The sequence below is a fragment of the Rhodopseudomonas sp. genome (genome assembly GCF_048594845.1).
In the GTDB taxonomy this organism is placed as follows: Bacteria; Pseudomonadota; Alphaproteobacteria; order Rhizobiales; family Xanthobacteraceae; genus Rhodopseudomonas.
This window is the reverse complement of record NZ_JBMDXE010000089.1, coordinates 1-25596: the sequence shown is the minus strand read 5'-3', so window position 1 is coordinate 25596 and position 25596 is coordinate 1. Positions and strand designations below refer to the sequence as shown.

General features: G+C 64.6%; 18 protein-coding genes and 1 pseudogene. 8 read left to right on the top strand and 11 right to left on the bottom strand.

Annotation, left to right across the window (positions count from 1 at the left end):
• Positions 1 to 1017: pseudogene (locus ACOJTD_RS05465) on the top strand (hopanoid biosynthesis-associated RND transporter HpnN); the annotation flags it as partial.
• 318 nt (positions 1018 to 1335) lie between these two features.
• Entirely contained in the window at positions 1336 to 2727 is a 1392-nt protein-coding gene (gene hpnO, locus ACOJTD_RS05460; protein WP_420131916.1) for an aminobacteriohopanetriol synthase HpnO, read from the top strand.
• Positions 2728 to 2751: 24 nt separating this feature from the next.
• Here the strand turns inward: hpnO and ACOJTD_RS05455 are convergent, their stop codons facing one another.
• Both ACOJTD_RS05455 and ACOJTD_RS05450 read right to left on the bottom strand, forming a co-directional pair.
• Positions 2752 to 5430 carry a response regulator gene (locus tag ACOJTD_RS05455; protein WP_420131915.1) on the bottom strand — a complete coding sequence of 893 codons (2679 nt, stop codon included), beginning with the start codon at positions 5428 to 5430 and terminating at the stop codon, positions 2752 to 2754.
• A gap of 214 nt (positions 5431 to 5644) precedes the next feature.
• Positions 5645 to 7264 carry a GMC family oxidoreductase gene (locus tag ACOJTD_RS05450; protein ID WP_420131914.1) on the bottom strand — a complete coding sequence of 540 codons (1620 nt, stop codon included), beginning with the start codon at positions 7262 to 7264 and terminating at the stop codon, positions 5645 to 5647.
• 142 nt (positions 7265 to 7406) lie between these two features.
• Between ACOJTD_RS05450 and ACOJTD_RS05445 the strand changes: the two genes are divergently transcribed.
• Together ACOJTD_RS05445 and ACOJTD_RS05440 are read left to right on the top strand one after the other, a co-directional pair.
• Complete coding sequence (locus ACOJTD_RS05445; RefSeq protein ID WP_420131913.1) at positions 7407 to 8576, top strand: M20 aminoacylase family protein; 1170 nt, start codon at positions 7407 to 7409, stop codon at positions 8574 to 8576.
• Positions 8577 to 8715: 139 nt separating this feature from the next.
• The gene (locus ACOJTD_RS05440; protein WP_420131912.1) at positions 8716 to 9216 is read left to right on the top strand and encodes a ferritin-like domain-containing protein; all 501 of its coding nucleotides are present in this window, start codon (positions 8716 to 8718) and stop codon (positions 9214 to 9216) included.
• Between the two features lie 154 nt (positions 9217 to 9370).
• Here the strand turns inward: ACOJTD_RS05440 and ACOJTD_RS05435 are convergent, their stop codons facing one another.
• From ACOJTD_RS05435 to ACOJTD_RS05395, 9 genes are all read right to left on the bottom strand, one after another.
• Complete coding sequence (locus ACOJTD_RS05435) at positions 9371 to 10600, bottom strand: ABC transporter substrate-binding protein (RefSeq protein ID WP_420131911.1); 1230 nt, start codon at positions 10598 to 10600, stop codon at positions 9371 to 9373.
• 227 nt (positions 10601 to 10827) lie between these two features.
• Positions 10828 to 12054: an ABC transporter substrate-binding protein gene (locus ACOJTD_RS05430; protein ID WP_420131910.1), complete on the bottom strand. Its 1227-nt coding sequence runs from the start codon at positions 12052 to 12054 to the stop codon at positions 10828 to 10830.
• 183 nt (positions 12055 to 12237) lie between these two features.
• The gene (locus ACOJTD_RS05425) at positions 12238 to 13473 is read right to left on the bottom strand and encodes an ABC transporter substrate-binding protein (protein ID WP_420131909.1); all 1236 of its coding nucleotides are present in this window, start codon (positions 13471 to 13473) and stop codon (positions 12238 to 12240) included.
• Positions 13474 to 13626: 153 nt separating this feature from the next.
• Positions 13627 to 14850, bottom strand: coding sequence for an ABC transporter substrate-binding protein (locus ACOJTD_RS05420; RefSeq protein ID WP_420131908.1), 1224 nt, complete (start codon positions 14848 to 14850; stop codon positions 13627 to 13629).
• 271 nt (positions 14851 to 15121) lie between these two features.
• Entirely contained in the window at positions 15122 to 16135 is a 1014-nt protein-coding gene (locus ACOJTD_RS05415; RefSeq protein WP_420131907.1) for a branched-chain amino acid ABC transporter permease, read from the bottom strand.
• 2 nt (positions 16136 to 16137) lie between these two features.
• A complete protein-coding gene (locus tag ACOJTD_RS05410; RefSeq protein WP_420131906.1) occupies positions 16138 to 17016 on the bottom strand; it encodes a branched-chain amino acid ABC transporter permease in 879 nt (292 codons plus the stop codon).
• Between the two features lie 10 nt (positions 17017 to 17026).
• The gene (locus tag ACOJTD_RS05405; protein ID WP_254984406.1) at positions 17027 to 17740 is read right to left on the bottom strand and encodes an ABC transporter ATP-binding protein; all 714 of its coding nucleotides are present in this window, start codon (positions 17738 to 17740) and stop codon (positions 17027 to 17029) included.
• Entirely contained in the window at positions 17737 to 18534 is a 798-nt protein-coding gene (locus ACOJTD_RS05400) for an ABC transporter ATP-binding protein (protein WP_420131905.1), read from the bottom strand. Before ACOJTD_RS05400 ends, ACOJTD_RS05405 begins: the two co-directional genes overlap by 4 nt.
• Before the next feature lie 63 nt (positions 18535 to 18597).
• The gene (locus tag ACOJTD_RS05395; protein ID WP_420131904.1) at positions 18598 to 19476 is read right to left on the bottom strand and encodes an IclR family transcriptional regulator; all 879 of its coding nucleotides are present in this window, start codon (positions 19474 to 19476) and stop codon (positions 18598 to 18600) included.
• A 172-nt stretch (positions 19477 to 19648) separates the two neighbouring features.
• Here ACOJTD_RS05395 and ACOJTD_RS05390 point away from each other — a divergent pair, with 172 nt between their 5' ends.
• From ACOJTD_RS05390 to ACOJTD_RS05375, 4 genes are all read left to right on the top strand, one after another.
• Positions 19649 to 21748: a 3-hydroxyacyl-CoA dehydrogenase NAD-binding domain-containing protein gene (locus ACOJTD_RS05390; RefSeq protein WP_420131903.1), complete on the top strand. Its 2100-nt coding sequence runs from the start codon at positions 19649 to 19651 to the stop codon at positions 21746 to 21748.
• A 177-nt stretch (positions 21749 to 21925) separates the two neighbouring features.
• The gene (gene pimA / locus ACOJTD_RS05385) at positions 21926 to 23584 is read left to right on the top strand and encodes a dicarboxylate--CoA ligase PimA (RefSeq protein ID WP_420131902.1); all 1659 of its coding nucleotides are present in this window, start codon (positions 21926 to 21928) and stop codon (positions 23582 to 23584) included.
• Between the two features lie 18 nt (positions 23585 to 23602).
• Positions 23603 to 24790, top strand: coding sequence for an acetyl-CoA C-acyltransferase (locus ACOJTD_RS05380; RefSeq protein WP_254984410.1), 1188 nt, complete (start codon positions 23603 to 23605; stop codon positions 24788 to 24790).
• Between the two features lie 156 nt (positions 24791 to 24946).
• Positions 24947 to 25596, top strand: a 650-nt coding sequence (locus ACOJTD_RS05375; RefSeq protein WP_420131901.1) for an acyl-CoA dehydrogenase family protein, incomplete at its 3' end; no start/stop codon positions are given.

Sequence of the window (25596 nt, the reverse complement as noted above, 5' to 3'; positions counted from 1 at the left end):
CGAACACTGACACTCGACACATTCGGGCCGGCCTAACAGCCCGCGAGGCTGACGCGGATCCGGGCGGGCGCCAAGGTGCTTGAGCCGGCGCTGAATCCGGACCAAGTCGATCCGCCGCCGACCGATAAGGAAAACGTCGATTCACTGAACAGCTCGGCGGAAGCTCTGCGCAAGACCGCGGGCGACGCCAGCGGTCCTGGCGCAGATGCTGCCCGGCGGCTGGCGAAGGCGCTTGCCGCGCTGGCAGGTGCCGATCAGGCGACGCGTGAGCACGCCCAGGCGGTGTTCGTTGCGCCGCTCAAGATCGCGTTCGACCAGCTTCGCACGATGCTGACCGCGCAGCAGGTGACGCTCGAAAACCTGCCGCCGGACATCGTGTCGTCGTGGAAGACCAAGGACGGTCAGATCCGCGTCGAAGTGTTGCCGAATGGCGATCCGAACGACAACGACACGCTGCGCAAATTTGCCGCTGCGGTTCTCAAGGTCGAGCCGAACGCGATCGGCGGGCCGGTGTCGATCCTGAAGTCGGGCGACACCATCGTCGGCTCGTTCATCCAGGCCGGTCTGTGGGCGCTACTGTCGATTTCGCTGCTGCTGTGGCTCGCGCTGAAGCGGTTCACCGACGTGCTATTGACGTTGGTTCCACTGCTGGTGGCGGGCGCGGTCACACTCGAGATCTGCGTGCTGATCGATTTGCCACTGAACTTCGCCAACATCGTCGCGCTGCCGCTCCTGCTCGGCGTCGGCGTCGCGTTCAAGATCTACTACGTCACAGCGTGGCGCTCGGGACGCACCAATCTGCTGCAGTCGGCGCTCACCCGGGCGATCTTCTTCAGCGCGCTGACCACCGCGACGGCGTTCGGCAGCCTGTGGCTGTCGAACCACCCCGGCACCGCGAGCATGGGCAAGCTTCTGGCGCTGTCGCTGCTCACCACGCTCGGCGCGGTGCTGCTGTTCCAGCCGGCGCTGATGGGCAAGCCGCGGCACATCGACGAAAGCGGCGACACCGATTTGTGAGTCGCTGCGGACGGCGTGTCTGCTGGTTCGAACGCGATCGGCCGAGGGAGGAGTTTTCCTCGGCCGCCCGTTCCGGAGGAGGAAACTCGCGCCGCGTCGCGAGAGCCGTCGTGATTGCCGCAGGGGGCGTTACGGGGCTGGCGCCGCTGGGCCGGATCGGACTATACGAAGGTGGGGGCATCTTTCGTACGCCGCGGGGCCAATGCCGCAATATTGGCATGTCGCTCGCGCATCACAATTCCGGAAAGAAAGCTCGAGCGCGGTACGACGTCTGCCTTTTGTGTTGACGGCGGCTCCAACAAGCGACGTAACTAGCCCATGAACCAGCCGAATTTAGATCTCGCCGAGATGTTCGCGGCCCGCGAGTCGCAGCGCAGCAACATGCATTCGCGGCATCTCAACGAGCAACTCGTCCGCGTCCTCAAGACGATCGGCTACGACGTCGGTTTTCAGAAGGGCCTCGGCCAGTATCTCTACGATCGCGATGGCGCGCGCTATCTGGACCTGCTCAGCGGCTTCGGCGTGTTCGCAGTCGGCCGCAACCATCCGGTGCTGCGTAAGGCGCTGCAGAGTGTGCTCGACGCCGATCTGCCCAACCTGGTGCAACTCGACGTGTCGACGCTCGCCGGCATCCTCGCCGAGCGGCTGCTCGAACAAGCGCCGTATCTCGACAAGGTGTTCTTCGCCAATTCCGGCGCCGAGAGTGTCGAGGCGGCGATCAAGTTCGCCCGCGGTGCCACCGGCCGCAACGGCATCGTCAATTGCGACCACAGTTATCACGGCCTGACCTACGGCGCGCTGTCGCTGACCGACGACCAGAATTTCCAGGGCGGTTTCGGGCCGCAGCTGCCGGGTGTCACCACCATCCCGTTCAACGATCTCGAAGCGCTGGAGAAGGCGCTGTCGACCCGCGAAGTCGCAGCCTTCATCGTCGAGCCGATCCAGGGCAAGGGCGTCAACATGCCCACCGACGAGTTCCTGCCGGGCGCAGCCGCACTGTGCAAGCGGTACGGTACGCTGTTCGTCGCCGACGAAATTCAGACCGGCATGGGCCGCACCGGCCGCTTCCTGGCGGTCGAGCACTGGAACGTCGAGCCCGACATGGTGCTGCTGTCGAAGGCGCTGTCGGGCGGCCACGTGCCGGTCGGTGCGGTGCTGACGCGCAAGTCGATCTTCGACAAGATCTTCAACCGCATGGACCGCGCCGTGGTGCACGGCTCGACCTTCGCCAAGAACGATCTGGCGATGGCCGCCGGCATCGCCACGCTGGAAGTGCTCAAGGCCGAGAAACTGGTCGAGGCCGCCGCGAAGCGCGGCGCCGAGCTGCGGCTGGCGCTCACTCGGATGGTTCCGGGCTACGAACTCCTCAAGGAAGTGCGCGGCAAGGGACTGATGATCGGCGTCGAATTCGGCCCGCCGAAATCGCTGCGGTTGAAGGCGTCGTGGACGATGCTGGAGAGTGCCAACAAGGGCCTGTTCGTCCAGCTGATTACCGTGCCGTTGTTTAAGGATCACAAGATCCTCACTCAGGTGGCCGGCCATGGCCTGCACACCGTCAAGCTGCTGCCACCGCTGACCATCACCGAAGACGACTGCGCATGGATCGAACGCTCGTTCGATCAGGTGATCGCCGACAGCCACAAGGTCCCCGGCGCCATCTGGTCGCTCGGCAAGACCCTGGTCGACAACGCGATGCGGAAGTCGGCATAGCCGCAGCGACGCGGCTTAGCCCAGCTACGGGGTCCGTTCGAGCACCCGCTGCGGAGCCGAGGCGTTGCCGGCCATGTCCTCGATCTGCCGGGCGAGGTCATCGGCATTGGCCGGCTTGCGCATCACCACGCAGGTTTTGCTGGCCTCGATGTGAAGCGCCTTGCCGGGGAAGCCGGTCAGCAGAATGGTCGGCAAGTCCGGCCTGCGGCGGTGGAGTTCTTCTATCAGCGCCAAGCCGTCCATGCCCGGCATCGACAGATCGGTGATCACGAGGTCCACGCCGGCATCGAGATGATCGAGCGCGGTCGCGGCCGATGCGGCGCGCCGCACGGCAAATCCGCGCCGCTGCATCTGGCGGACCAGGATATCGAGTACCAGAGGGTCGTCGTCGACGATCAGCAGCGTCGTGTCGCTGCGGCGCCGCGTCTGCGCGGCCGGCGCGATATCCTGCGCCGGACGACCGGCGTCGGCTTCCGCTGCGGGGAACCACAGTTTCACCGACGTGCCACGTCCGAGCTCGGTTTCGATGTCCAGCGCGCCGCCGCTTTGTTCGGCGAAGCCCTTCGCCATGGCCAGACCAAGACCGGTGCCTTGTCCGATGTCCTTGGTCGAGAAGAACGGTTCGCACGCCCGCGCAAGCACCTCGGGCGTCATGCCGGCGCCGGTGTCGGAGATGGTGATCCGCAGATACGGCCCCGGCGCCAGCAGCGTGATCTGCCCATGCTCGTGGTCTTGCTCGATCCTCTCTCCGCAGACCGAGATGTACAGCGTCCCGGTCTCGTTCATCGCGTCGCGGGCATTGACTGCGATGTTGATCAGTACGGTTTCCAGCTGCGATTTGTCGGCCTTCAGAGCCGGCAGGCCGGGCTCGATCAGCAGCTCGATGGCGATACCGTCGCCGAGCGTGTGCGACAGCATCTGCTCGAGCGATTCCAGCATGGCATACACGTCCACCTGATCGGCGCTGAGATCGCTGCGGCGGGAGAAGGCGAGCAGGCGGCTGGTGATCGCGGCGGCCCGCGTCGACGCGTCGAGCATGATCTGCGCCATATGGCGGGTCTGGGGCGGATTGTTCTGCGCGGCTTCGACCATCTCGGCGCAGCCCTGCACGACCTGAATGACATTGTTGAAGTCGTGTGCGATGCCGCCCGCGAGTTGACCAATCGCTTCCATCCGCTGGGCATGGGCGAGCCGCGCCTGTACGGCCTCGCGCCGCGCGACTTCGTCCTGCACCCGCTGCTCCAGGCTGCAGGTGAGCTGGCGCAGTTCGCGTTCGCTCGCCGCGTAGGCTTCCAACGCGGCGTCGGCATCCGCCTTGGCGCGTTTGAGCGCGTCGAAGTCGTCGATTTCGGAGGTGATGTCGCGGATGATGCCGATCATGGTGTTGCGCGTACCGCCCTCGCCGAGCCACTGGCCGGTGACGTGGACCCAGCGGAAGCCGAGTGCCGGATGCTTGATCCGCGCACGAACCTCGAACATCGCGCCATACTCGATCGCCTTGCGGATCGCCGCCCCGACGATCTTGCGGTCGTCGGGGTGAACGAGGCCGATGAAGTAAGCGGTGTCGGTGGTTTCTTCCGTGGGGCCGCCGAGAATCCCACGCGCCTTTTCGCTGATCGTCGTGGTCCGCATCGTCACATGCGCGGTCCATGTGCCCATGTCGGCGCCGTCTATCGCCAGCTTGAGGTGCTCGCGACTGGATTGCAGCGCACGCGCTTGCAGATCGACAATCCGGCGCGCGTCGATGCTGTGCCGGCGCCATCCATATGCGACAACGAGCGACGTCGCGATGATCGCCAGCGTCAGCGCTCCCGTCGCGGCGAGTTCCTTCCGCCAGCTCGACGAGTAGTCGACCGGAGACTGGCCGACGACGACGTAGAACGGATAGTTCGGGACCTTGTCATAGGACAGCAGCCGCGGCACCTTGTCCAAGCTGACGGCGTAGTATGTTCCGGAGTTTGGATATCGAGCGAGATGGGCGCGCCACTCCGCCGTGACGCTCTTGTCGCCGGGCAGGATGCCGGCCGCTTCGGGCGGCGGCAAGCGGGTGACGGTCGACAGATCAAGTGCGCGCAGGCTGATCGCGCCCTTTCTCCCGAGATCGATGCTGCCGAACAAATCCTGGATTGATTTCAGCGAAACGACCGCGAACACAACGCCGGCGAAATCGCCATTGCTGCGGTCCAGGCGTCTCGCCAGCACGATGGACCAGATCTTGTCGCCGTAACTCTGCAGCGGCTCGGACACGACGAGGCCGGCGTCGGTTGAGTTGCGCAGACGGAGGAAGTAATTGCGTTGCGAAACATTGACCCGGTTGCCTTCAGGCAAGCCCGAGCCCGCCACAACGTCGCCTGCCGCGTTCGTTACCCGCAGGAATTCCAGTCGGCGATGACGGCGAAACTGGCGGTCGGCCGCGGCTGCGATCGCGCCGGGATTGAGCAGGTCCTGCTTGGTTTCAAGCTCGTCCTTCAGCGTCAGCAGCGCCAGGTCGATCCTGTCGAGGCCTGCCGCCACATCGTGGCTGAGCAGCCGGGCGGTGTTCCGGGTGGTGACGGCGGCGGCCTCTTCGTGGACGCGATAGCTGTGCCAGATTGAAAGCGAGACCAGAACGATCACCAGCAGATCCGCGGTGAGCACGGCCAGCAGCCAGCGCCATTGTCGCCATGGAGACGGGGCTGCCTGCGGGGCATGCACATCGACCATTTGCCTGCCTCTGATTCAAAATGCCGCTCGGGCATGATGACACGATCGAAAGCCGCAACGTCGCGATCTGATAACGATTATCAACAATCCGACCGCTGATCGGATGATAGTTTGTTCCGCGCAAACTCCGTGTCCAATTCCGGACGTGTTCTCCTTTGGTCTGACTGCGATCAGGCCACGCGTGCGAGTCGGGCGGGCCAGCGTTCCGTCGGACTCACTTGCCGTCCCGCAAGATCATCTCTGCGCCTTTCTCGGCGATCATTGCGGTCGGGGTGTTGGTGTTGCCGGAGGTGATGGTCGGCATCACCGAGGCGTCGACGACGCGCAGCCCATCGAGACCATGGAAGCGCAGGCGCTCGTCGACCACGGCCATCGGGTCGCTGGCGAGGCCCATCTTGGCGGTGCCAACCGGGTGAAAGATCGTGGTGCCGATATCGCCGGCGGCTTTGGCCAGCGACGCGTCGTCGTCGCCGACCAGCGGGCCAGGCAGGTACTCCTCGGGCTGATACTTCGCCAGCGCCTGCTGCTTCATCAGCCGCCGGGTGACGCGGATGGCGTCAGCGGCGACGCGGCGGTCGTCGTCGGTTTCGAGATAATGCGGCGCGATGGAGGGGGCGGCGTCGAGCGCCGCGGTCTTGATCTTGATCTCGCCGCGCGAGGTCGGGCGCAGGTTGCAGGCGCTGACGGTGATAGCCGGGAAGCGGTGCAACGGATCGCCGAACTTGTCGAGTGACAACGGCTGGACGTGAAACTGGATGTTGGCTCGCTCCTGATGCGGATCGGAACGGGTGAAGATGCCGAGCTGCGACGGCGCCATGGTCAGCGGGCCGCGGCGCCGGAATGCGTAGTCGATACCCATCCAGGCGCGACGCGGCAGCGAATGATAGATCTCGTTGAGCGTGCGGCCACCACTGACCCGATAGATCGCGCGCTGCTGCAGATGGTCCTGCAGGTTGCGTCCGACGCCGGGGCGATCCAGCACCGGCTCGATGCCGAGCGGCTTCAGCCATTCGGCCGGGCCGATCCCGGAGCGTTGCAACACCTGCACCGAGCCGATCGAGCCGGCGCACAGCACGACCTCGCGCCGTGCGCGGGCTTCGACGGCGACGCCGTTCTGCAGGAAGCGGACGCCGACCGCGCGACCGTTCTCGACGATCACGCGATCGGTCAGCACGTTGGTCTCCAGACGCAGGTTCTTGCGGTGCAGCGCCGGCTTGAGGAAGCCGCGCGCCGACGACCAGCGCCGGCCGCGTTTCTGGTTGACGTGGAAATAGCCGACGCCTTCGTTGTCGCCGGTGTTGAAATCGGCGCTGCGCGGAATGCCCATTTCGCCGGCCGCATCCGCCACCGCATCGAGGATCGGCCAGGACAGCCGCGCCGCCTCGATCCGCCAGCCACCGCCGGCGCCGTGATGTTCGCTGTCGCCGAGGAAATGATCCTCGAGCCGCCGGAACGCCTGCCGGACGTCGTCCCAGCCCCAGCCGGACAAGCCAAGCTGGCGCCAATGGTCGTAATCGGCGGCCTGGCCGCGCATCGAGATCATCGCGTTGATGGCCGACGAGCCGCCGATCACCTTGCCGCGCGGGTAGGCCAGCGAGCGGCCGTTGAGGCCGGGCTCCGGGTCGGTCTTGAACATCCAGTCGGAGCGCGGATTGCCGATCGCGAACAGATAGCCGACCGGGATGTGAAACCAGATCCAGTTGTCGCGGCCGCCGGCTTCCAGCAGCAGCACCCGGCAATTCGGATCGGCGGACAACCGGTTGGCGACGATGCAACCTGCGGTGCCTGCACCGACCACGATATAGTCGAATTCGCCTTCGATTTGCGCCGTCATCCGTTTCATCCCACCCGCGCGTCCATGACGCCGTGATTTTGCAGACGCTTAGCCCCGTGCGGCGACGCTGTACAGTTGCTGCGGAGCGGCGGGGCGGTTAGCCTGCCATTTCGGATCGTGAAATTTGGAGACTGTCAGCCTCATGCCCGTGATCAACCGCGTCGCCGACCTGCAACCCGAGATCATGGCCTGGCGCCACGACATCCATCAGCATCCGGAGCTGATGTACGACGTCGACCGGACGGCGGCCTTCGTCGCCGACCGGTTGCGGGAGTTCGGCTGCGACGAGGTCGTCACCGGGCTCGGCCGCACCGGCGTCGTCGGGGTGATCCGCGGCCGCAAGCCGGCCTCCGGCGAACTCAAGGTGATCGGGCTGCGTGCCGACATGGACGCGCTGCCGATCGAAGAGGCGACCGACCTGCCGTATGCCTCCAAGGTGCCCGGCAAGATGCACGCCTGCGGTCACGACGGGCACACCGCGATGTTGCTCGGCGCCGCGCGCTATCTCGCCGAGACCCGCAACTTCGCCGGCGACGTGGTGGTGATCTTCCAGCCGGCCGAAGAGGGCGGAGCCGGCGCCGCCGCGATGATCAAGGACGGCCTGATGGACCGCTTCGGCATCGAGCAGGTCTACGGCATGCACAACGGGCCCGGCATCCCGGTCGGCGCCTTCGCCATCAGCCCGGGGCCGATCATGGCGTCGACCGACTCGGTCGACATCCGCATCGAGGGGGTGGGGGGCCATGCTGCGCGGCCGCATATGTGCATCGACTCGGTGCTGGTCGGCGCCCAGCTGATCACCGCGCTGCAGTCGATCGTGTCGCGCACCGTCGATCCGCTTGAGGCGGCGGTGGTGTCGATCTGCGAATTCCACGCCGGCAATGCCCGCAACGTCATTCCGCAAATCGCCGAGCTGAAGGGCACCGTGCGCACCTTGAAGGCGGACGTCCGCGATCTGGTCGAGAAGCGGATTCACGAGGTCGCCGCCGGCGTCGCGCAGTCGACCGGCGCGAAGATCACCGTCGAGTACGAGCGCGGCTATCCGGTCGTGGTCAATCACGCGGACCAGACCGAGGTGGCGCAGCGCATCGCCCGTGACATCGCGGGCGAATCCAACGTGATCTCAATGCCGCCGCTAATGGGCGCCGAGGACTTCGCCTACATGCTGGAAGCGCGTCCCGGCGCCTTCATCTTCCTCGGCAACGGCGACAGCGCCGGGCTGCATCACCCCGCCTACAACTTCAACGACGACGCCATCGTCTACGGCACGTCGTACTGGATCAAGCTGGTGGAGACCCAGCTCGCGGCCTGAGCTATCCGCGTATCAAAAGATCGATGATGCCGCTTCGCGCCGTCCACCCGTCGGGCTGCGCGAAGCCGCTGGAACTATCGCTCCGAAGTTGCGTTGGGCGCTCGTCTGAGACGGACCCCATCACCAACCGGAGACGACCATGGCCGCAGCCAAAGACAAGACCCTCAACGACCTCTTCCTCGATACGCTCAAGGACATCTACTACGCCGAGAAGCAGATCCTGAAGACGCTGCCGAAGATGGCCAAGGCGGCCAATTCCGACAAGCTGCGCGCGGCGTTCGAGAAGCATGAAGGCGAGACCGAGGGCCAGATCGAGCGGCTCGAGCAGATCTTCGAATTGCTCGGCAAGCCGGCGCGCGGCAAGACCTGCGACGCGCTCATGGGCATCATCGACGAGGGCAAGGAGATCATGGACGAGTACAAGGGCACCGAAGCCCTCGACGCCGGCCTGCTCGCCGCCGCGCAGGCGGTCGAACACTACGAGATCTCCCGCTACGGCACGCTGAAGACCTGGGCCGGCCTGCTCGGCATGAAGGACGCCGTCAAGCTGATCGACCAGACCCTGCAGCAGGAGAAGACCACAGACGTCAACCTGACCAAGCTGGCCGAGACCGAAGTCAACTACGAAGCCGCGGCGTAAATCCGCGGCGTTGTTTTGAGAGCACCCCGCCGCACGTCTGCGCGGCGGGCCGCGATCTCAACCTCGCCTTCATTGCGAGGAGAGATGCGACGAAGCAAGCCAGCCGGGTGCACGATGCTGGATTGCTTCGCTTCGCTCGCAATGACGCAAGCCGCTATCCCCCGACGTCGCCGCTGATGACGTCGCCGAACAGCTCCCACTTTTCACCCTTGAACCGCATCAGCTGCAGCTGGCTGACCGGCGCGAAGTCGGTCGCCGAGGTGTTGATGGCGATGCCCGGCAGCAGCACTTCGGTGCGGAAGTCCTTCAGGCTGGCGGCCTGCTTCATGACGTTTTCGCGGGTCAGGTTGTCGCCGCAGCGCTTCAGCACCTCGACCAGCGTCTGCGCCACGCCGTAACCGACGACGGTGCCGCCGTCGAGCTTGTTGCCGTCCGGGAAGTCCTTGTCCATGAAGGCAAGGAACTGCTTCATGCCGGCATCGTCCTTCCACTGATCGTCGCTGACGTCCTTGAGATAGGCCGCGGAGATCACGCCCTGCGAAGCGTCGTAGCCGGCCGGTTTGATTACGCTGCCGACCGAGGCCGAGACGTTGTTGAGGAAGTGCACCGGCTTCCAGCCGATCTCGGCGTTCTTCTTGATCGCCTGCGCGGCGAATTTCGGCGTGGTGATGTTGACGAAGACGTCGGCGCCGCTCGCCTTTAGCTTGACCAGGTGATTGTCGATCGTCGGCTCGGAGACCTCGTAGCTCTCCTTCATCACGATCATCGACTTGCCCTTGTCGCCGAGGCCGTCCTCAAGGCCTTTCAGATAGTCCTTGCCGTAGTCGTCGTTCTGATACAGCACGCCGATCTTCGCGTTCGGCATCTCCTTGAGGATGTATTTGGCGTAGATCTGGGTTTCGCTCTGGTAGCTGGGCTGCCAGCCCATCGTCCACGGATAGTCCTTGGGATCGTTCCACTTGGTGGCGCCGGTGGCGACGAACAGTTGCGGCACCTTCTTGCTGTTCATGTATTTGTGGATCGCCGAATTGGACGGCGTGCCCAGCGAGTTGAACACCAGCAGAACTTCGTCGCTCTCGACCAGCTTGCGGGCCTGTTCGACCGTCTTGGGCGGCGAGTAGGCGTCGTCGTAGCTGATGAAATTGATCTTGCGGCCGTTGATGCCGCCCGCGTCGTTGATCTTCTTGAAATACGCAGCCTCGGTACGTCCGATCACGCCGTATGCGGAAGCGGGGCCGCTATAGGGCATGATGTTACCGATCTTGATTTCGGTATCGCTGGCACCCGGATCGTATTTCTTCTGCGCCAGTGCGGCGCTCGAAGCCGCGAGCGTCAAAGCGAGCACGGCCGAGAGGGCAGCCGCGTGCGTGCGGAGTGAAGGCATTTCTGACTCCCTTTTCTTGGTCTGTTGATTGTGTGTTTTTGTCGGGGCTCTTGGCGGCCCTGTCGGGACATTCAACACCCTTCGCGACGGGGCAGCAACAAAAAGCCCCTGCGACAACGTGGCAGGGGCTTGTTGCGGTGCGGAAGTAACAGCGTGGCTGTTAGTAAGAATCCGAGGTGCGGTTACGCATGGCTCGCGCCCGCTGGCGCACCCCGGCCGATCTGGGCTCAGCCGCCGGTTTCGGCGCTGATGATGTCACCGAACATCTCCCACTTGCCCTTGGTAAACCGCATCATCTGCAGCTGTTCGATCGGCGCGAAATCGGTCGCCGAGGTGTTGATCTTGATGCCCGGTAGCAGCGTGTCGGCGGCAAAGTCCTTCAGGCTGGCGGCCTGTTTCATGACGTTGGCGCGGGTCAGGTTGTCGCCGGACTGCTTGAGCACCTGCACCATGGTTTGCGCCGCAGTATAGCCGTATACCAGATTGGTATCCGCGATGTTGGCGCCGGGCATGTACTTGTCGAGGAAAGCCTTGAATTTCTTCATGCCCTCGTCGTTGTTCCACTGCGAGTCCGAGGCATCCTTGAGATAGCCCGCCGACAGCACGCCTTCCGAGGCGTCGAGCCCGGCCGGCTTCATCACCGCGCCGATTGAGATCGACACGTCGGTCATCAGATGCATAGGCTTCCAGTTCAGCTCGGCCATTTTCTTGATCGCCTGGGCGGCGAATTTCGGTGTCGAAATGTTGACGAAGACGTCGGCGCCGGTGTCCTTCAGCTTGACGATGTGGGCGTCGATCGACGGCTCGGAGGTCTCGTAGCTTTCTTCGGCGACGATCAGCTTGGAGTTGGCGCCGAGGATGTCCTTCAGCCCGGCAACGTAATCCTTGCCGAAATCGTCGTTGGCATAGAACACTCCGATCTTCGCGTTCGGCTTTTCCTTCAGGATGTACTTGGCGAAGATCCGCGCCTCGACCCGGTAGCTCGGCTGGAAGCCCATGGTCCAGGGGAAGTCCTTGGGGTCGTTCCATTTGCTCGCGCCGGTTGCGACGAACAGCTGCGGGACCTTCTTGGCGTTATGATATTTTTGCACGGCTGTCTGGGTCGGCGTGCCGAGCGCGTTGAACACGAGGAAGACCTCGTCGCTCTCGATCAGCTTGCGCACCTGCTCGACCGTTTTGGGCGGCGAGTAGGCGTCGTCGTAGCTGATGAAGTTGATCTTGCGGCCGTTGATTCCGCCCTGATCGTTGATCATCCGGAAGTAGGCTTCCTCGGTCTTGCCGATGACGCCATAGGCCGATGCGGGGCCGCTGTAGGCTTCGACATTGCCGATCTTGATCTCGGTGTCGGTCACGCCCGGATCGTACTTCTTCTGGGCGAAGGCGCCTTGGCTGGTCGCTGCGAGCAGCAGCGCGGCGGCCGATAGCGTCGCAAGGGTCGAACGCGAAAAGGACATCGTGGGTCGTCTCCTGGCCTGGTATCACCACCTCGTTGCTCGGGCGGCGTAGCGCGGATTGAAACCTGTTTGTCCGGAACCGGCAACAAAGAACCCCCGGCGACATGGGTCGCCGGGGGTTAAAATTTGGACAGCTGACGCCGGTTGCGTCGAGGCGCTATGCGCCCGGCGCGGTGCTGGCGCTTACTCGGTTTTGACGTCGCCCGAGATGATGTCGCCGAACAGCTCCCACTTGTCGCCTTTGAAGCGCATCATCTGCAACTGGCTGATCGGCGCGAAGTCGGTCGCCGACGTGTTGATCTTGATGCCCGGCAGCAGCGTGTCCGGCTCGAAGTCCTTCAGGCTGGCCGCCTGCTTCATGACGTTGGCGCGGGTGAGATCGTCGCCGCACATTTCGAGGACCTTGTGCAGCGTCTGGGCGGCGCCGTAGCCGTACACCATGTTGCTGTCGGTCTTGTTGGTCCCCGGCATGTACTTGTCGACGAAGGCGTGCCACTTCTTGAAGGCAGGATCGTTGGCCCACTGCGGGTCAGTGCCGTCCTTGGCGTAGGCGGCGGACAGCACGCCCTGGGCGTTCTCGAAGCCGGCGGGCTGCATCACGCTGCCGACCGAGGCGGAGACGTTGGTGATGATCACCAGCGGCTTCCATCCGAGCTCGGCGATCCGCTTGACCGACTGCGCGCCGAACTTCGGCGTGACGTACAGCAGTACGACGTCTGGATTGACGGATTTCAGCTTGACGATGTTGCTGTCGATGGTCGGCGCGGAAATCTCGTAGGTCTCCTCGGCGACGATCATCGAGGCGCCCTTGGCGCCGAGCGCGTCCTTGGTGCCCTTGAGGTAGTCTTTGCCGAAGTCGTCGTTCTGATAGAGGATGCCGATCTTGGCGTCCGGCTTTTCCTTCATCAGATACTTGACGTAGATCTGCGCCTCGCTCTGATACGAAGGCTGCCAGCCGATGGTCCAGGGGAAGTTCTTCGGGTCGTTCCACTTGGTGGCGCCGGTGGCGACGAACAGCTGCGGCACCTTCTTGGCGTTCAGATACTTCTGGATCGCGGTGTTGGACGGCGTGCCGAGCGGGTTGAACACGGCGAGCACTTCGTCGCTCTCGACCAGCTTGCGGACCTGCTCGACCGCCTTCGGCGGCGAATAGGCGTCGTCGTAGCTGATGAAATTCACCTTGCGGCCGTTGATGCCGCCGTTCTCGTTGACCATCCGGAAGTAGGCTTCCTCGGTCTTGCCGATGGTGCCATAGGCCGACGCCGGGCCGGAATAGGGGATGATGTTGCCGATCTTGATCTCGGTGTCGGACGCACCGGTGTCGTATTTCTTCTGGGCGAAAGCCGCGCCGCTGAAACTGGCGAAGCTGACCGCGACGGCTGCTGAAAAGACGAGCGCGCGCGAACGGAGAGTTTGCATTCCGGAAGGCTCCTTGGTCGTGGCATGTTGTTCTTGGCGGCGAACTTCGTTGAGTTCGGTCCGGATTGAACACGTTTCTCGCTGTTGCAGCAATAGAAAGCGCATGCGACCCAGCCGCCGGGGGGCAGAATCCGCGCCGCCGACAGCTAACAGTTAGTTCCGGAGTTCCCCATCGATCACCGGTCCGAATAGTTCCCAGTGATCGCCGGAGAACCGCATCAGCCGCAGCTGCTCGATTGGGTGGAAATCATCGGCCGCGGTGGTGATGGTGATGCCCGGCAGCAGCGTGTCGGGTGCATATCCTTTGAGACTCGCCGCGGCGCGCATGACGTTGGCGCGGCTCAGATCGTCGCCGGCGCGGCGCAGCACCTCGACCAGGCACTGTGCGGCGCCGTAGCCATAGGCCACGGAGTTGTCGCCCCGGTTCGCGTCGGGAGCGTAGGCGTCGAGGAAGGCGTGAAAGCGCTTCATGCCCGGGTCGTCGGCCCATTGCGGATCGGCGGCGTCCTTGTTGTAGGCGGCCGACACCAGCCCCTGGGCGTTGTCGAGCCCGGCGGGGCGGATCACCGCGCCGATCGAGGCCGACACCAGCGCCTGGATGTAGAGCGGTCGCCACGCCATCTCGGCGGCTCGGCGGATGCTCTGCGCGGCGAATTTCGGCGTGGTGATCGACACGAACACGTCGGCGCCAGAGGCCTTCAGCCGTGCGATATGGTTGTCGGCGCTGGGTTCGGCCACCTCGTAGCTCTCTTCGGCGACGATCATCGCCGTCTTGTCGCGGAGGCCGTCCTTCAGGCCCTTGAGCAGGTCGCGGCCGAGGTCGTCGTTCTGATACAGTACGGCGATCCGGCCTTCAGGCTTGGTCGCCAGAATGTACTTGGCGTAGACCCGGCCCTCGACCTGATAGGGCGGCTGCCAGCCCATCGTCCATGGGAACGCCTTGGGATCGCCGAACCGCGTCGCCCCGCTGGCGGCGAACAGCTGCGGCACGCCCTTGGCGTTGAGATATTTCTGGATCGCGACGTTCGACGGCGTGCCCATCGGGCTGAACATCAGCAACACCTCGTCGCTCTCGACCAGCTTGCGGGTCTGCTCGACGGCCTTGGCCGGGCTGTAGGCGTCGTCATAGGAAACGAACTCGATCTTGCGGCCGTTGATGCCGCCCTGATCGTTGATCATTCGGAAATAGGCCTGCTCGATCCGGCCGACGATGGCGTAGGCCGACGCAGGCCCGGAATAGGGCATCAGATTGCCGATGCGGATCGTGCTGTCGCTGGCGCCGGGATCATAGGCCCTCTGAGCCACTGCAGTGCTGGAGGCGAGGGCGAGCAACACGACCAGCGCGCTGCGGCGCGTGTAACGGCAGACAGACAACATCGACGATCTCGGCTACGGCGCACGCGGCGCGGAACGGGGTCATCCATACGCCGGATCGAAGCCGCCGTGCATCCTGCGATCGTGGGGCAGCCCTGCAGATGCGCAGTCGGGTGCGTCAGCGGCTATCGTGGAGAGTTCAATTCCGTCATGGCCGGGCTTGTCCTGGCCATCCACGCCTGGAGGGGGCGCCATTGTGCGAAGAGCTGCGTCGCCCAAAGAAAAGGCCCCCGGCGAGGGTGTCGCCGGGGGCCAGGCATCGTCAGACCGGGTCTTATTTACGAAGCTTGTGGACCCAGTTCTGCACCGTATAGGCGACCTGCCGCGAGCCGTGCGGCAGGACGAAGATGATCAGGATCAGGATCAGGCCGAACACCGCGCCCGACAGACCCTTGGAGAAGTGCTCGGCGATATTCGGCACGAACACGATGAAGGCCGCGCCGACGATCGAGCCCGGCAGCCAGCCGACGCCGCCCACCACCATGCCGAGGAACAGCGCGATCGCGAGTTGGATCGTGTAGCTGTCCGGTGCCACGAACTGCACCGCGATGGCGCCGAGACCGCCGGCGACGCCGGTGATGCCGGCGGAGACGCCGAACGCCAGCGTCTTGTAGCGCGCGACGTCGACGCCCATCGCGGAGGCCGCGATTTCGTTGTCGCGGATCGCCATCATGGCGCGGCCGGAGCGCGACTTCAGCAGGTTCACCGAGGCGACGTAGATCACCATCGAGATCACCAGCACGAAGTAGTACAGCCACATGTCCTGCGACAGCGGCAGGCCGAACGGCGCGTCGGGCTTGGTGATGACCAGACCCTGGACGCCGCCGGTCCACGTTTCGAAGTAGTGCAGCTTGAGGAGCTGCGGCATCGCGGTGGCGAGCGCGAAGGTCGCGAGCGCCAGATAGATGCCGCTGAGCCGCAGCGCCGGCAGGCCGAACAGGTAGCCGGCGATGAAGCAGATCGCGCCGGAGACCGGCAGCGTCAATGCGTAATTGACGCCGAAGGTCTCCATCAGGATCGCCGAGCTATAGGCGCCGAGCGCGTAGAACGCGCTCTGGCCAAGCGAGAACTGGCCCGACCCGCCGGTGAGGATGTTCAACGCCAGCACCGCGATCGCGTAGATCAAGACCATCGTCATCTGGAAGATGATGAAGTTCTTGACCAGCAGCGGCGCGATGCACAGCAGCAGCACCACCACGACCGAGGCGTAGGTGCCCAGCGCCATGTACTTCTTCGGCGTGGTTTCGACCGGCTGGGTGTCGTTCACGATTTCCTGCAACGCGCTCATGATCAGACTCGCTTGACGATGTTGCGGCCGAACAGGCCCGTGGGTTTGACGACCAGAACCGTGACGATCAGCGCCAGCGCGATCGGCAGCTTCAGTTCGTTGCCCACACCGGGGATGTAGGTGCCGGCGAGGTTCTCGAAGATGCCGACCAGGAAGCCGCCGATCACCGCGCCGAGCGGGCTCGACAGGCCGCCGAGCACAGCCGCGGCGAAACCGTAGATCAGCACGCCGCCCATCATGTTGGGCTCGAGGAACACCACCGGGGCGATCAGCATGCCGGCGATCGAGCCGATCGCCGCCGCCATGCCCCAGCCCAGCGCGATCATCCAGGAGGTGTTGACGCCGACAAGACGTGCCGATTCAGGCTGCGCCGCCGCCGCCCGCATCGCCAGACCGATCCGGGTGAACTGGAAGAAGAAGTACAGCAGGATCAGCAGCACCAGGGTGACGCCGATCATGCCGGCCTGATGGGTCGAGATCAGCTGGCTCCCCAGGAACGGCGCGGAGCCGAACGGCGAGGGGAACTGCTTGATGGTGAAGTCCCAGGTCAGGCCCGCGACCGAGTTGATGATCGCGAACAGCGCGATGAAGCCCGCGACGTGGGTCAGCACCGGCGCGTTGCCGAGCGGCTTGAACAGCGCCCGCTCGATGACGATGCCGCCGGCGAAGGAGAGGGCCAGCGTCAGCACGAATGCGCCCCAATAGGGAACGCCCCATTGCATCAGCTGCCAGGCGATGAACGTCGAGAACATCGCCATTTCGCCCTGGGCGAAGTTGAGGTGGTCGATCGCCTGATAGATCATCACCACGGCCAGCGCCATACATGCGTAGATGGCGCCCGTGGCGATACCTGCCAGGACCTGATTCAGCAGAAGTTCCATGGCAGTCTCCTCAGTATCCGAGATAGGATTTGCGGACGTCTTCGTTATTGGCGATGTCGTCCGCTTTGCCGGACATCACGATGCGGCCGGTCTCGATCACATAGGCCTGGTCGGCCAGTTCGAGCGCCAGCTGCGCGTTCTGTTCGACGACGAGGATGCTGACCTTGTCTTCGCGATTGATCTTGCCGAGGATCTTGAACAGGTCGCGAACCACCAGCGGCGCGAGACCGAACGATGGTTCGTCGAGCAGCATCAGCCGCGGCCGCAGCATCAGTGCGCGGGCGACCGCGAGCATCTGCTGTTCACCGCCGGACAGCGTGCCGGCCTGCTGGGTATGACGCTGCTTCAGCACAGGGAAGTGCGCGTACATCCGCTCGATGTCGGATTCGATCGCCTTCTTGTCCTTGCGGCTGATCGCGCCGAGCTCGAGGTTCTCGTGCACGGTGAGTGTCGTGAAGGTTCCGCGGCCCTGGGGAACGTGGGCGATACCCAGCTTCACGATCGACTCGGTCGAGCTCTTCGTCAGCGACTTGCCTTCGAACTCGATCGAACCGGTGGAGCGGACCATGTTGCAGATCGCGCGCAGCGTTGTTGTCTTGCCGGCGCCGTTGGCGCCGAGCAGCGTGGTCAGGCTGCCTTCCTGCAGCTCGAAGGCGAGCCCGTGCAGCGCCTGGACCTGGCCGTAATAGGCGCGCAGGTCGCGAACATTGAGCAGCGCTGTCATTGGTCTTTGCTCCCCAGATAGGCCTTGATCACATCCGGGTCGTTCTGCACCTGCTGGGGCGTTCCCTCTGCGAGCTTGCGGCCGAAATTCAGCGCGACGACGTGGTCGGCGATCGACATCACCAGACCCATGTGGTGTTCGACCAGCAGTACGGTGACGCCGCGGTCGTCGCGGATCTTCCGGACCAGGTCGCCGAGGATGTAGACTTCCTCGTGGTTGAGACCGCCGGCCGGCTCGTCGAGCAGCAGGATCTTCGGCTCGGTCGCCAGCGCGCGCGCCAGCTCGACGCGCTTCTGCGTGCCGAACGGCAGGCCCGCCACCGGGGTGTGGGCAACGCTGCGCAGCTCGAGATAACCGAGGATATCGTCGACGCGCTTGTTCATCTCCTTCTCGCCGCGGCGGATCCACGGCAGGCGGAGAGAGTCCGAAACGATGTCGCTGTTGGTGCGCGCATGCGTGCCGACGCGAACGTTATCGAGCACCGAGAGGTTCGGAAACAGCGCGACGTTCTGGAACGTGCGGCCGATACCCATCTCGGAGATGCGATGCGGCGGCCGCGTGAGGATGCTGTCGCCTTCGAGCAGGATGTCGCCTTTGCTCGGCTGATACAGCCGCGACAGGCAGTTGAACAGCGTGGTCTTGCCGGCGCCGTTGGGGCCGATCAGTCCCAGGATCTGGCCCTTCTTCATGTCGAACGAAATGCCGTTCAACGCCACGATGCCGCCGAATACGACGCTGACGTCGCGCACCGCGAGTAGCGGTGACGCGGTTTGTCCCGAATGTGCCTGCATCATTTGCTGCGGCCCTGAACCGGGCGGCGGAGCATGATCATCGGCGCCGCTTCGCGACGACGGATGCTACCTGATCCCCTCGACGACACGCGCAACTTTCCCTCCTGACTTAGTTTTCTTGTTTTCAGATTTGTCGGTTCGTCTTGATAGCGGCGCTGCTGTCCCGCCGAGCGCCGCTTCAATTTTCCTTACCATCGCCAATAGGCGAGGTCCAATGTCGTTGATCAGTCGTTCTTCCGTGAAGCGGAATGCAGGTGCGCCGCAGTTGAACGCGTAGGGTCCGGTGCCGTCGTTCATCGTCAGTGCGACTCCGGCGGCGTGCACGTCGTCCTGCCACTCGCCGGCCGAAATGGTGAAGCCGTATTTCGCGACCATCTCCTCGGAACGCTCGATGCCGTCGCGGATGCGCGGCCAGCGGCTGCCGTAGTAATCGCGCAGATCGCGCAGCAGCGCCGCGCGTTCGTCACCCTGCAGTGCACACAAGTAAGCGCGGCCCATCGCCGTGGTGGCGATCGGAATCCGCGACCCGACGTCGAGCTGCACACCGACGGTGAGGCTCGATCGCGCCTGCCCGACGTAGATCATGCTGAGACGGTCGCGCGCGCCGACCGCGACGGCGCCGCCGGTCTGCTGCATCAATTCGTCGCGGAAGGATTGCGACAGATGACGCACGCCGAGATTGGCGAGCGCGGCGTAACCCAGCGACATCGCTGCGGGGGCGAGCTGATACTTCTCGAATCGCGGCACCTGCGTGAGGTAGCCGAGCTTGGTCAGCGTGTAGGTCAGTCGCGAGATTGTCGGCTTCGGCAATTTGGTCCGCGCCGCGATCTCCTGGTTGCCCAGCAGGCCATCATTGGGGCCGAATGCGCGAAGCACCTCCAGTCCCCGCGACAGCGCGACGACGAAACTGCGATCTGTCGCGGCTTTTTTCGGAGGACGCTTCATTCCCTGCGCGATTGTTGATTGATTGTTGATTATGGCGTCGTTGACAATCGACGCTCTTCAAAATAACCCTCGCTGTCAAGATGTGGAATTAAATTTCGCACTGCGAAACGGCTCCAAATCGACCGACGCCAACAAGAAACGTGACCCGAAGAAACTGACCAGGGAGAATGCAATGAGCGAAGTTGTAACGCGCACGCGGCAGGATGCGATCGCGGTTGTCACCGTCGACAGTCCGCCCGTCAATGCGCTCAGTGCGGCTGTTCGCCGCGGCATCCTGGAAAACGTTAACGCGGCGGTCGCCGATCCCGAAGTCCAGGCGATTGTCCTGGTGTGCGCGGGCCGCACCTTCATCGCCGGCGCCGACATCACCGAATTCGGCAAGCCGCCGCAGCCGCCGGCGCTGAACGACGTCATCGCTGCGCTGGAGAATTCGCCGAAGCCGACCATCGCCGCAATTCACGGCACCGCGCTCGGCGGCGGTCTCGAAGTCGCGCTCGGCTGCCACTTCCGCGTTGCCGTGAAGGAAGCCAAGCTCGGCCTTCCTGAAGTCAAGCTCGGACTGTTGCCGGGTGCCGGCGGCACGCAGCGCCTGCCGCGTGCGGTCGGTCCGGAGCTCGCCGTGCAGATGATCGTCGGCGGCAGTCCGATCGGCGCCGCAGAAGCGCTCAAGCATGGTCTGATCGAAGAGATCGTCGAAGGCCCGACCGCCGGCGCGGTGGCGTTCGCCAAGAAGATTGTTGCCGAAAAGCGGCCCACCCGCCGTCTGCGCGACGACGACAGCAAGCTCGCGGCGGCGAAGGCCGATCGTTCGATCTTCACCAATGCGGTCGCGGCGATGACCAAGAAGGCGCGCGGCCTCGAAGCGCCGTTCGCTTGCGCGGACGCGATCGGCGCGGCGATCGACCTGCCGTTTGAGGAAGGTCTGAAGAAAGAGCGCGAGGGCTTCCTCAAGCTCGTGGTGTCCGATCAGTCGAAGGCGCAGCGCTATGCGTTCTTCGCCGAGCGTGAAGCCGCCAAGGTCGACGGCGTTCCGGATGGCACCAAGCCGCGGCCGGTGTCGCGCGTCGCGATCATCGGCGCCGGCACGATGGGCGGCGGCATCGCGATGTCGTTCGCCAATGCGGGCATCCCGGTGACTCTGATCGAGACCGGCGAGGAGCAGCTGAAGCGCGGCATGGGCATCATGCAGAAGAACTACGAAGCCACCGCGGCGCGCGGCGGCATTCCGGCGGACGCGCCCGCCAAGCGTATGGGCCTGATCACCGGTGTGGTCGGTCTCGAGAACGTCAAGGACGCCGACCTGATCATCGAGGCGGTGTTCGAAACCATGGCGGTGAAGAAGGAAGTGTTCACCGCGCTCGACGCCTACGCCAAGCCCGGTGCGGTGCTGGCCTCGAACACCTCGTATCTCAACGTCGACGACATCGCCGCCACCACCAAGCGGCCGCAGGACGTGCTCGGCATGCACTTCTTCTCGCCGGCCAACGTCATGAAGCTGTGCGAGATCGTTCGCGGCGCCAAGACCGCGCCGGACGCGCTGCTCACCGCGGTGTCGATCGCCAAGAAGATCGCCAAGGTGCCGGTCGTGGTCGGCGTCTGCGACGGCTTCGTCGGCAACCGCATGCTCGCGGCCCGCTCCAAGCAGTCCGAGAAGCTGCTGTTCGAAGGCGCGCTGCCGCAGCAGGTCGACGCCGTCGTCACCAAGTTCGGCATGCCGATGGGCCCGTTCGCGATGGGCGATCTCGCCGGCCTCGACATCGGCTGGCGCTCGCGCAAGGACCGCGGCATCAAGTCGGAGATCGCCGACGCGCTGTGCGAAGCCGGCCGCTTCGGCCAGAAGACCGGCAAGGGTTACTACAAGTACGAAGCCGGCTCGCGCTCGCCGCTGCCGGATCCGGAAGTCGAAACACTGATCAACGACACCCTGACCAAGCTCGGCCTCAAGCGCCGCGACATCAGCGACGAGGAGATTCTCGAACGCATGGTCTATCCGATGATCAACGAGGGCGCCCGCATCCTCGAAGAAAAGATCGCGGCGCGGCCGAGCGACATAGACGTGGTCTGGCTGTACGGCTACGGCTGGCCGATCTATCGCGGCGGCCCGATGCACTACGCCGACAGCGTCGGCCTCAAGCACATCGCCGAACGCCTCGCTTACTACGCCAAGGCCACCAACGACCCGTCGCTGGAGCCCGCCCCGCTGCTGAAGAAGCTCGCCGACGAAGGCAAGACCTTCGCCTCGATCGGCCAGCCGAGCAAAGCCGCGGCGTGATCGCTCTTCTCCCTCTCCCGCTTGCGGGAGAGGGCCGGGTGAGGGCGACGCGGGCACAGTGCCTGGGGACCCCCACCCTCGACCCCTCCCCGCAAGGGGGAGGGGAGCAAATGATGCAGCGCCATCCCTGCCTGAAATGACGAGCCGTTAGTTTCATCCCACTCGCGAAGTGAGCGCATGACCCATCCCGGTGAGCAGTACTATCCGCCCGGCCTTCGCTGGGATGCGGAAATCGCGACAGGCACCTTGCCGGATCTGTTGGCGCAGGCGTCGAAGGACTACACCGATCGCCCGGCGTTGGAATTTCGCGATCGTCAGATCAGCTACACTGAGCTGCAAAACCATGCCGACACCGCCGCCGCGGCGCTGCTCGCCGCCGGTTACGGCCCCGGTGCCTCGGTGGCGCTGTTTCTCGGCAACACGCCGGACCATCCGATCAACTTCTTCGGCACGCTGAAGGCCGGCGCCCGCGTGGTGCATTTGTCGCCGCTCGATGGCGAGCGGGCGCTGTCGCACAAGCTCAGCGATTCCGGCGCGCGCGTGCTGATCACCACCGAATCCGCCGCGCTGCTGCCTATGGCCGAGAAGTTTCTCGCCAAGGGCCTGCTCGACCGCCTGATCGTCTGCGCCGACTCGGCGTGGGGTCCGTCGATGGCGCAGCTGGCGCCGCTGCCGGACGATCCGCGCGTGATCCGCTATGCCGACTTCGTCAAGGACGCGAAGCCGCCCGCGGCCTGGCCGGCGATCAACAAGCACGACATCGCGCTGCTGCAATACACCGGCGGCACAACAGGTTTGCCCAAGGGCGCGATGCTGACGCATGCGAACCTCACCGCCGCGGTGTCGATCTTCGATCTGTGGCGCGTGGTCCGCGACGCGCCCGAGGGGCAGTCGCGCGTGATCTGCGTGCTGCCGCTGTTCCACATCTACGCGCTGACGGTGATCCTGACGCGTGGCCTGAAGCGCGGCGAACTGCTGTCGCTGCATCAGCGCTTCGACGTCGCGGCGATCTTCGACGACATCGAGAAGAAGCGCGCCACCGCATTCCCCGGCGTGCCGACGATGTGGATCGCGCTCGCGAACGATCCGTCGCTGGAGAGCCGCGATCTTTCGTCGCTGGTGACCGCCGGTTCCGGCGGCGCGCCGCTGCCGGTCGAGGTGGCGCGGCTGTTCGAGCGCAAGACCGGCCTGCAGCTCAAGAGCGGCTGGGGCATGACCGAGACCTGTTCGCCCGGCACCGGCCATCCGCCGGTCGGGCCGGACAAGCCAGGCTCGATCGGCCTGATGCTGCCCGGCATCGAGATGGACGTGGTGTCGCTGCAGGATGCCACCAAGGTGCTGCCGCCCGGCGAGGTCGGCGAAATCCGCGTGCGCGGCCCGAACGTCACCAAGGGCTACTGGAACCGGCCCGAGGAAACCGCGGAATCCTTCGTGGGTGACCGTTTTCTCACCGGCGATATCGGCTATATGGATGCTGACGGCTATTTCTTCCTGGTCGACCGCAAGAAGGACATGATCATCTCCGGCGGCTTCAACGTTTATCCGCAGATGATCGAACAGGCGATCTATGAGCACCCCGCCGTGCAGGAAGTGATCGTGATCGGCATCCCGGACGATTATCGGGGGGAAGCCGCGAAGGCGTTCGTCAAGCTACGCGACGGCGCATCGCCGTTCTCGATCGAAGAGCTGCGGGCGTTCCTCACCGGCAAGCTCGGCAAGCACGAGCTGCCCGCCGCCGTCGAATTCGTCGATGAGCTGCCGCGCACGCCCGTCGGCAAATTGTCGCGACACGAACTACGTAGTCAGATCTCACCCAACCTCAAAGCCCAAGCGTAACAGGCAAGGAGCCCGCTCATGACCGAGGCCGTCATCGTTTCCACCGCGCGCACGCCGATCGGCAAGGCGTATCGCGGCGCTCTCAACGCCACCGAAGGCGCGACCCTGCTGGGCCACGCCATCGAGCACGCCGTCAAGCGCGCCGGCATCGATCCGAAGGAAGTCGAAGACGTGGTGATGGGCGCCGCGCTGCAGCAGGGCGCCACCGGCGGCAACATCGCCCGCAAGGCGCTGCTGCGCGCCGGCCTGCCGGTGACCACCGCCGGCACGACCATCGACCGGCAGTGCGCTTCCGGCCTGCAGGCGATGGCGCTGGCCGCTCGTTCGGTGATCTTCGACGGCGTCGAGATCGCGGTCGGCGGCGGCGGTGAGTCGATCTCGCTGGTGCAGAACGACAAGATGAATACTTTCCACGCCGTCGATCCGGCGCTCGAAGCGCTGAAGGGCGACGTCTACATGGCGATGCTCGACACCGCCGAAACCGTGGCGAAGCGCTACAACATCTCGCGCGAGGCGCAGGACGAGTACGCGCTGGAGAGCCAGCGCCGCACCGCGGCCGCGCAGCAGGGCGGCAAGTTTAAGGACGAGATCGCGCCGATCTCGACCAAGATGGGCGTCGTCGACAAGGCGACCGGCGCAGTGTCGTTCAAGGACATCACGCTGTCGCAGGACGAAGGCCCGCGGCCGGAAACGACCGCCGAAGGTCTCGCCGGCCTCAAGGCCGTGCGCGGCGAGGGCTTCACCATCACCGCCGGCAACGCCAGCCAGCTGTCGGACGGCGCCTCGGCCACGGTGATCATGAGCGACAAGACTGCGGCCGCGAAGGGCCTCAAGCCGCTCGGCATCTTCCGCGGCATGGTCTCCTACGGCTGCGAGCCCGACGAGATGGGCATCGGCCCGGTGTTCGCGGTGCCGCGCCTCTTGAAGCGCCACGGCCTCAGCGTCGACGACATCGGGCTGTGGGAGCTGAACGAAGCCTTCGCCGTGCAGGTGCTGTATTGCCGCGACAAGCTCGGCATCGATCCAGAGAAGCTCAACGTCAACGGCGGCGCGATCTCTGTCGGCCATCCCTACGGCATGTCGGGCGCGCGTCTCGCCGGTCACGCGCTGATCGAAGGCCGTCGCCGCAACGCTAAGTACGCAGTCGTCACCATGTGCGTCGGTGGCGGCATGGGCTCGGCGGGCTTGTTCGAGATCGTGCAGTAACAAAAGAGTTCGTCATTCCGGGATGCGCCCCTCTTGGGGCGCAGGCCCGGAATCCATAACCCCTGGCGGTGAATATGGATTCCGGGCTCGCGAGCTGCGCTCGCGCCCCGGAATGACGCGGATAGTTCGATAGCCAATTCGACCCAGGAGGATCCGATGGATCTGAATTTCACCAAGGAAGAAATCGCGTTCCGCGACGAGGTGCGGCAGTTCTTCAAGGACAACGTGCCGCCGAAGACCCGGCAGAAGCTGGTCGAGGGCCGGCATCCATCGAAGGACGACATGGTGGAGTGGTATCGCATCCTCCACAAGAAGGGCTGGGGCGTGACGCACTGGCCGAAGGAATATGGCGGCACCGGCTGGAGCAGCGTGCAGCACTACATCTTCAACGAAGAGCTGCAGGCCGCGCCCGCGCCGCAGCCGCTCGCCTTCGGCGTGTCGATGGTCGGCCCGGTGATCTACACCTTCGGCAGCGAGGAGCAGAAGAAGCGCTTCCTGCCGCGCATTGCCAGCGTCGAGGATTGGTGGTGCCAGGGCTTCTCCGAGCCGGGCTCGGGGTCGGACCTCGCCTCGCGCAAGACCAAGGCCGAGCGCAAGGGCGACAAGTGGGTGATCAACGGCCAGAAGACCTGGACCACGCTGGCGCAATACGCCGACTGGATCTTCTGCCTGTGCCGCACCAATCCGACGGCGAAGAAGCAGGAAGGCATCTCCTTCATCCTGGTCGACATGAAGACCAAGGGCATCACCGTCCGTCCGATCCAGACCATCGACGGCGGCCACGAAGTCAACGAAGTGTTCTTCGA